A 7,701-nucleotide genomic window follows, 5' to 3' on the forward strand; every position below is an offset into this window, starting at 1 on the left:
GCGCCTCCACGCAGAGATCGGCTACCTCCCACCCGTCGAGGCCGAGAGCAACTTCTACTCACGAACGCCCACCATCACCGTGATGGAACGGGTCTAACCGAGCCTCCACAAAACCCGGGGCTTGACAAACTTATCCTCAACCAACGTGTGGTTGTGGATAAGCCCCGTCGCCCACGTCGCCAAAGAGCTCGGCATCTCACGCCAATGCGCCCATCGATGGGTGCGCCGCTACCGAGAAAGTGGCGCAGCCGGGCTGGTCGAGCGCTCCTCGCGCCCACCGCGGTCCCAGCCCGGACCGTGGCGAGAATACTCTCCCGCCACAACGTCCCCGCCGCTAGCGTGGTGCGACCTGCTCACCGACGAATTGATCCGGGCCTCCCGGGCGACCGCGAACCCATACGAACGCGACAAACCCGGCGAACTCGTGCATAGCGACGTGAAGGAACTCGGCCGCATCCCCGACGGCGGAGGCTGGCACGCGCACGGCCGGTCCGAAGCCGTCCGCGGCCGCGGCATCGGATTCGACGACGTCCACGTCGTCATCGACGATCACAGCCGCCTCGCTTATGCCGCCGTCGTCCTGCTGCGCACAGCCGAGTTCTTCCGCTCCTGCGGCATCCCGGAAATCGAACGGGTCATCTCCGACAACGCCTTCGCCTACCGCATTTCGACGGACTTCAAGAAGGCCGTCACCCAGCTCCACGCCCTGGCTGAACCACTACCACACTGAACGCATCCACACCGGCATCGGCGGAACACCCATCAGCCGCGTGTCACCCAGGTAGTGGCGCAGTACATCTAGGCGCGCCGGAAGGCGAGAAGGCGGAATGCGACGGTGACGGGCCTGGCCGCGCCCGGGGTGGTCGCGACGGCGTCGCCCGTGGGCTGATGGTGCGCGGACGGTCCCATGCCGATCAGCGCGGTCACGTCGGCGGGGGAGAGGGAGAGCTCGGTGGCGAGATCCTGGGTGTGTTCCAGGTGGAACAGGCCGGCGAGCCCGGCCACCAGGTCGGCGCTCTTGTTCTCGTGCACGTCAAGGGCCAGGCCGTCCGCGCGCAGTTCCTGGAGGTGGCTGGAATGTGGCACCACGACGGCCAACAGTCCGCCGGGAGCGACGATGCGGTGGAACTCCGGCGGGTTGCGTGGCGCGAAGACGTTGATGATGACATCGGCGGCGGCGTCCCGAACCGGCAGCGGCGACCAGACATCCGCGACCAGGCCGCCGGTGGCGGAGCCTGGCGCCTGGGCCGCGGTTCGCACGGTGCGGGCGACTGCGGGCGCAGACAGGTCGAGCGCGAGGGCACGCGGCTGGGGCCGTGGCGCGGCACCCAGTGCCCGCGGTGCGGCCGACAGGGCCGCCACGACGCCTCGGAGGTAGTACCCGGTGCCGCAACCGATGTCGATCACCCGGGAGGCGCTCTCCACCGACACCAGGCCGCTGAGGGCGTCGCGGAGCTCGCTGTACCAGCCGCGCCCCAGGAAGCTGTCCCTGGCATCGAGCATGGCCGGGGAGTCGCCGATCAAACGGCGGGAACCGGCTATCAGGGAGACGTAGCCGCGCCGGTTGACGTCGAACCGGTGGCCGCGCGGGCAGCTCAGGACGAGAGGGGCGGCGGGGTGCAGGTCCGAAAAACAGTTCGGGCACCGCAGCCACTCCGACAAAGTCGAGAGTTGCTGCGATGCCCGATCCGGTTGCACCGAGGAATCAGTGGTGATCGCCGTGGCTTTCCTCGAGTTCCTTGCTACCGACCGGAGCGATCCGGTCTTCGAAGAACCAGCGGGACAGGCCGGCCCGGACCCGCTGCACGGGCGAGATCTTGCCCTTCGCGTTGGGTGTGAGTGCGAGCGGCTTGTAGTCGGAGTAGCTGACCAGTTTCCAACGCTCGTACTCGTCGACGGGCTGGTGCACCTCGATGTACTCGCCGCCGGGCAGGCGCACGATGCGGCCGGTCTCGTAGCCGTGCAGCACGATCTCGCGGTCCTTCTTCATGAGGGCCAGGCAGACGCGCTTGGTGATGAAGTAGGCGATGAACGGGCCCAGGATCACGACGGCCTGGAGGGTGTGGATGACCCCCTCCATGGTGAGCTTGAAATGGGTCGCGATGATGTCCGACGACGCCGCCGCCCAGAGGCCGGCGTAGAACGTGACTCCGGCCGCGCCGATGGCGGTGCGGGTCGGGGCGTTGCGCGGACGGTCCAGGACGTGGTGTTCGCGCTTGTCGCCGGTCACCCACGCCTCGAGGAACGGGTAGGACAACACCACGCCGATGAACAGGCCCAGTCCCACGAGGGGGATCAGGATGTTGAACGACCAGGTGTGACCGAACCAGACCCACTCCAACCCCGGCGGGATCAGGCGGAGGGCGCCGTCGGCGAAGCCGATGTACCAGTCAGGCTGGGTTCCTGCCGAAACCGGGGACGGGTCGTACGGACCGTAGTTCCAGATTGGGTTGATCGTGAAGAAGGAGGCCAGCAGCATGACGACGCCGAAGACGATGAAGAAGAATCCACCGGCCTTCGCGGCGTAGACCGGCAGAATCGGGTAGCCGACGACGTTGTTGTTGGTGCGTCCCGCTCCGGGGTACTGGGTGTGCTTGTGCACGACCACGAAGAGCAGGTGCAACGCGATCAGCGCCACGATGATGGCGGGCAGCAGCAGGATGTGCAGCGAGTAGAGCCGACCGACGATGTCGGTGCCCGGGAACTCACCGCCGAAGAGCAGGAAGGAGATCCAGGTACCCACGACGGGGATGCCCTTGACCATGCCGTCGATGATCCGCAGCCCGTTACCGGAGAGCAGGTCGTCGGGGAGGGAATAGCCGGTGAAGCCCTCCGCCATGGCGAGGATGAACAGCACGAAGCCGATTACCCAGTTGAGTTCGCGAGGCTTACGGAACGCACCGGTGAAGTAGATGCGAAGCATGTGCAGTCCGATGGAGGCCACGAACAGCAGGGCCGCCCAGTGGTGCACCTGACGCATGAGCAGGCCGCCACGGACATCGAAGGAGATGTCCAGGGAAGAGGCCATCGCGACGGACATCTCCACGCCCTTGAGGGGCACGTAGGAGCCGTCGTAGTGCACCTCGGCCATGGACGCCTGGAAGAAGAACGTCAGGAACGAGCCGGAGATCAGGATGATGACGAAGCTGTACAGCGCCACCTCACCGAGCAGGAAGGACCAGTGGTCGGGGAAGATCTTCCGACCCAGCTCCTTGACCGCGGTGGAGATGCTGGTGCGCTCGTCGAGGTAATTCGCCGCGGCGCTGGTGAAGCCGCCGGACTTCTTCGTTTCGGCGGGTGTCATATTGGTTGTGGTACTCACTGTCGCTCCCAAAAGCTCGGTCCGACGGGTTCAAGGAAATCGCTCTGCGCGATCAGGTAACCCTCTGCGTCCACCGCGATGGGGAGCTGGGGGAGGGCACGCTTGGCCGGTCCGAAGATGACCTTCGCGTGTTCGGCCACGTCGAACTGCGACTGGTGGCACGGGCACAGCAGGTGGTGCGTCTGCTGTTCATACAGGCCGACGGGGCAGCCGACGTGCGTGCAGATCTTGGAGTACGCGACGATGCCGTCGTAGGACCAGTCGGCGCGCTCCGGCAGCTCGTTGAGGTCCTGGGGCTTCATCCTGACCAGGATGACGGCCGACTTGGCCTTCTCTTCGAGCTTGCCGTGCTCGAGGTCCGTCAGGCCCTCGGGGATGACGGCGAACGACGATCCGAGGGTGACGTCGGAGGCCTTGATCGGGGTGCCGGTGGGGTCCAGGGTGAGCCTGGTGCCCTTCTCCCACAGCGTCTGCTTCAGCAGCGCGACGGGGTCCTGGTCCTGCGGCGCGAGGCCACGGAACAGAACGACGGCCGGCAGCGGGAAGACGACGAGAGCGCCGATCAGGCTGTTGCGGATCAGGGTCCGACGACCGAAGCCGGACTCCGTGTTCGCCTCCTGGAAGATCTCGACGGCGCGGGCGCGGGTCTCGTCGCTGCCGCGGACCGGGTGGCGCTCGTCGATGCCTTCGACGTCGTGCATGAGGGCCTTGCCCCAGTGCACGGCGCCGATTCCGAGCGCCAGCAACGCCAGGGCCAGGCCCATGCCGATGAACAGGTTGTTCAGGCGCACGGATCCAGGGTCCTCGGGCACGATCGGGAAGATCATGTACGCGGCGATCGCGAAGATGCTGCCCACGATGGACAGGTAGAAGAGGGTGTAGACGGTGCGCTCGGCGCGCTTGTCCGCCTTGGGGTCGAGGTCGGTCACCCGGGGCCGGTGCGGCGGGAAGCCCGGGTTGGCCACGGCGTCGCGGGCGACGACTGCGGTGCCCGCGGCGGCCGAACCGTGCTCGACGCTCGCGGAGCCGGCGGCGGTCAGGTCCTTCCCGCTGGTGTCATCGCTGGCCATTGTTCTCCTTCATTGGCGCTGTGTGTGGTGCACGTTGTGTTCGCTGTGTCATTACCGGCTGCCGATCAGTTGGACTTCGCCGTGATCCACACAGTGAGGGCGACGATCGCGCCCAGGCCGAAGATCCAGAGGAAGAGGCCCTCCGACACCGGTCCGAGGGATCCGAGTGCGAATCCACCCGGCGACGGGTTGTTCTCCACGTACTTGAGGTAGGTGATGATGTCGCGCTTGTCTTCAGGCGAAATGTTCATGTCGTTGAAGACGGGCATGTTCTGCGGGCCGGTCAGCATGGCCTCGAAGATGTGCTGCGGGGTGACGCCGTCAAGGGAGGGCGCGTACTTGCCCTCGGTGAGGGCGCCGCCGGCACCGGCGACGTTGTGGCACATCGCGCAGTTGATGCGGAACAGCTCGGCACCGGAGGCGGCATCACCCTCGGCATCGAGGTATTCCGCGTCCGGAATGGCAGGGCCTGGGGCGAGCGACGCGACGTATGCGGCGAGGGCGGCGGTCTGCTCCTCGGTGAACTGAACCGGCTTAACCTCGGCCTGCGGCCCGTTCATCTGCATGGGCATACGACCGGTGCCGACCTGGAAGTCGACGGACGCGGCGCCCACGCCGATCAGGCTGGGACCGGTGGTGGTGCCGTCGGCGCTGAGGCCGTGGCAGGTCGCGCAGTTCGCAGCGAACAGCTTCTCACCCTCGGCAACGGTCTGCTGGGAGGCCGTGTCCGTGGCTGCACTTGCGGTGGTGGTGCTGAACGCCGCATAGGCGCCGCCGGTGAAGAGCAGGCCGATGGCGATGAGGGCGACGCTCGCGAGAGGGCTGCGCCGGCCGGAACGGCGTGACGGGCCGTGGGTAGGTTTCTTAGTCCTGGGCATACTGAGTGTGTCCGCTCCTGCTTGTTATTTAAGTACGTAGATGACCAGGAAGAGCCCGATCCAGACGACGTCGACGAAGTGCCAGTAGTACGAAACCACGATGGCGCTGGTGGCTTCCTTGTGCCCGAAGTTCTTGACCGCGAAACCGCGGCCGATCACCAGGAGGAAGGCGATGAGTCCGCCGGTCACGTGGATGCCGTGGAAACCGGTGGTGAGGTAGAAGGCCGAACCATAGGCGTTGGACGCCAGCGTCACACCTTCGGAGACGAGGGTGGCGTATTCCAGCACCTGGCCGGAGACGAAGATCGCGCCGAGGGCGTAGGTGAGGAAGAACCACTCGACCATGCCCCACTGGCTCGGCTTCCATCCGGTGGACCTGGCCTGCAGGCGCTCGGCGGCGAAGACACCGAACTGGCAGGTGACGGAGGAGGACACCAGGATCAGCGTGTTCACCAGCGCGAAGGTGAAGTTGTGCTTCTCCGTCTCGAACTGCCACAGCTCCGGAGCGGTGGAGCGCAGGGTGAAGTAGATGGCGAAAAGGCCGGCGAAGAACATGACTTCGCTGCCCAGCCAGACAATGGTGCCAACCGCCACGCTGTTGGGCCTGTTCACTACGGGGAGGGTCGCCCGAGGAGTAATTGAAGTCGTCGTCACTATTCCATTATGGCCGATGACGCCACAGGTTTTTCTCATACTGAAGTGCCATGCGTCCCGATTTTCAGGTTAGGTCACCCTAACTAGTGCCTGATGGGGGCGGAATTGCGGGGCGGTGACCGGAGTTGATTAAGATCGAAGCATGCTCGAATCCCAGTCCTGGCCAAAAATACTCGATGCCCTGCTGCGCGGGGAAGACCTGAGCGTGGCGGATGCCGCCTGGTGCATGGAACGCATCGTACTGGGGGAGGCCTCGCAGGCCCAGATCGCGGGTTTCCTGGTGGCGCTCCGGGCGAAGGGGGAGACCGTCGACGAGATCGTCGGTTTCCGTGATGCGATCCTCGACCATGCGGTTCCGCTGAACGTGAATTCCATGGGACTGGACATTGTGGGCACCGGTGGTGACCGGTTCGGGACGGTCAACGTGTCCACCATGGCATCGATTGTGTGCGCCGCCGCCGGCGTACCGGTGATCAAGCACGGCAACAAGGCGGCCAGCAGCGCCTCCGGCTCGTCCGACGTGCTCGCCGCGCTCGGCATCGACCTCACCCTGTCGGCCGACGTCGTCGCCGCGGTCCTGGATGCCACCGGTATCACGTTCGCCTTCGCGGCGGCGTTCCACCCGGGCTTCCGGCATGCCGCCGCGGTCCGGGCGGACCTCGGCATTCCCACCGTCTTCAACTTCCTCGGCCCGCTGGTGAACCCCGCCCGGCCGGAGGCGTCCGCCGTCGGCGTCGCCAACCTCGACCGGGTGCCCCTCTTCGTCGGCGTGTTCCAGACCAGGGGAGCCTCCGCTCTGGTCTTCCGCGGCGATGACGGCCTGGACGAACTCACAACGACGGGCCACAGCCACGTCTGGGAGGTCTCCAGGGGCCTCGTCACCGAACACGACATCGACCCGCGCGACCTAGGCATCCCGCGTGCCACGATCGATCAGCTGGTCGGCGGGTCACCGGAGCACAACGCCGGCGTGGTGCACTCCGTCCTGGCGGGCCAGACCGGTCCGGTCCGCGACATTGTGTTGTTGAACGCCGCCGCCGGACTGGTTGCGTATGACCTCGCCCATGACCCGGCGCAGTCCCAGGTCAGCATCCTCGACCGGTTCCGGGCGAAGCTGCTCGTCGCGGCGGACGCGATCGACTCCGGTGCGGCGGCCGCGAAGCTCCTCCAATGGGTGGCCGCGAGCCACGCCTGACCCCTCCGTCCGCCGGCCGGCTGCCGGGCCCCGGAATGACGGGGCAGGCAGCCGGCCGGCGGTTTGATCGCAGGAGCGCGACCGAGGGTAGCGGGGTTACAGCACGTCCTCGTCGACCCAGCCGAAGGTCTTGGTGACGGCCTTCTTCCATTTCCGCAGCTGGCGGGCGCTTTCCTCCTCGCTGAGCTGGGGGGTCCAGCGGCTGTCCTCCTGCCAGTTCGAGCGCAGCTCGTCCAGCGTGCTCCAGAACCCGACAGCAAGGCCCGCGGCGTATGCGGCGCCGAGCGCGGTGGTCTCGGCGACGACGGGGCGAACCACGGGCACGCCGATGATGTCGGCCTGGAACTGCATCAGTAGGTTGTTCTTGATCATGCCGCCGTCCACCTTGAGTTCGGTCAGCGGCACCCCGGAATCGGCATTGACGGCATCCAGCACCTCGCGGGTCTGGAAGGCCGTGGCCTCCAGCGCCGCCCGGGCGATGTGCCCCTTGTTGACGAACCGGGTGAGCCCGACGAGCGCGCCGCGGGCATCCGAGCGCCAGTACGGCGCGAACAGGCCGCTGAACGCGGGCACGAAGTAGGC

7 protein-coding genes and 1 pseudogene are annotated in these 7,701 nt (G+C 66.5%); 2 read left to right on the top strand and 6 right to left on the bottom strand.

Translation table 11 applies throughout. The annotated features are described in order from the left end of the window. Nucleotides 1–163: 163 nt before the first annotated feature. A pseudogene (locus JWP54_RS07095) lies at nucleotides 164–785 on the top strand (leucine zipper domain-containing protein); the annotation flags it as partial. 13 nt (nucleotides 786–798) lie between these two features. Here JWP54_RS07095 and JWP54_RS07100 read toward each other — a convergent pair. From JWP54_RS07100 to JWP54_RS07120, 5 genes are all read right to left on the bottom strand, one after another. Then, nucleotides 799–1,662, bottom strand: coding sequence for a hypothetical protein (locus tag JWP54_RS07100; protein WP_297369491.1), 864 nt, complete (start codon nucleotides 1,660–1,662; stop codon nucleotides 799–801). Nucleotides 1,663–1,705: 43 nt separating this feature from the next. After that, on the bottom strand, nucleotides 1,706–3,304 hold the full coding sequence (locus JWP54_RS07105; RefSeq protein WP_297369508.1) for a ubiquinol-cytochrome c reductase cytochrome b subunit: 1,599 nt from the start codon (nucleotides 3,302–3,304) through the stop codon (nucleotides 1,706–1,708). Between the two features lie 14 nt (nucleotides 3,305–3,318). Further along, complete coding sequence (locus JWP54_RS07110; RefSeq protein ID WP_297369494.1) at nucleotides 3,319–4,392, bottom strand: ubiquinol-cytochrome c reductase iron-sulfur subunit; 1,074 nt, start codon at nucleotides 4,390–4,392, stop codon at nucleotides 3,319–3,321. A gap of 65 nt (nucleotides 4,393–4,457) precedes the next feature. Further along, nucleotides 4,458–5,270, bottom strand: a complete 813-nt coding sequence (locus tag JWP54_RS07115) for a c-type cytochrome (protein WP_297369497.1) — start codon at nucleotides 5,268–5,270, stop codon at nucleotides 4,458–4,460. A 24-nt stretch (nucleotides 5,271–5,294) separates the two neighbouring features. Continuing rightward, nucleotides 5,295–5,963 (bottom strand): heme-copper oxidase subunit III, encoded by a 669-nt coding sequence (locus JWP54_RS07120; protein ID WP_297369500.1) that lies wholly within the window; start codon nucleotides 5,961–5,963, stop codon nucleotides 5,295–5,297. 103 nt (nucleotides 5,964–6,066) lie between these two features. On the opposite strand from JWP54_RS07120, the gene trpD reads away from it, so the two are divergent. Beyond that, nucleotides 6,067–7,119 carry an anthranilate phosphoribosyltransferase gene (trpD, locus tag JWP54_RS07125; protein ID WP_297369503.1) on the top strand — a complete coding sequence of 351 codons (1,053 nt, stop codon included), beginning with the start codon at nucleotides 6,067–6,069 and terminating at the stop codon, nucleotides 7,117–7,119. 96 nt (nucleotides 7,120–7,215) lie between these two features. On the opposite strand, the gene JWP54_RS07130 is transcribed toward trpD, so the two are convergent. Continuing rightward, the coding region (locus JWP54_RS07130) for an FGGY-family carbohydrate kinase (RefSeq protein WP_297369506.1) at nucleotides 7,216–7,701 on the bottom strand (486 nt) is incomplete at its 5' end.

Source organism: Cryobacterium sp., from assembly GCF_025463825.1.
Classification (GTDB): domain Bacteria; phylum Actinomycetota; class Actinomycetes; order Actinomycetales; family Microbacteriaceae; genus Cryobacterium.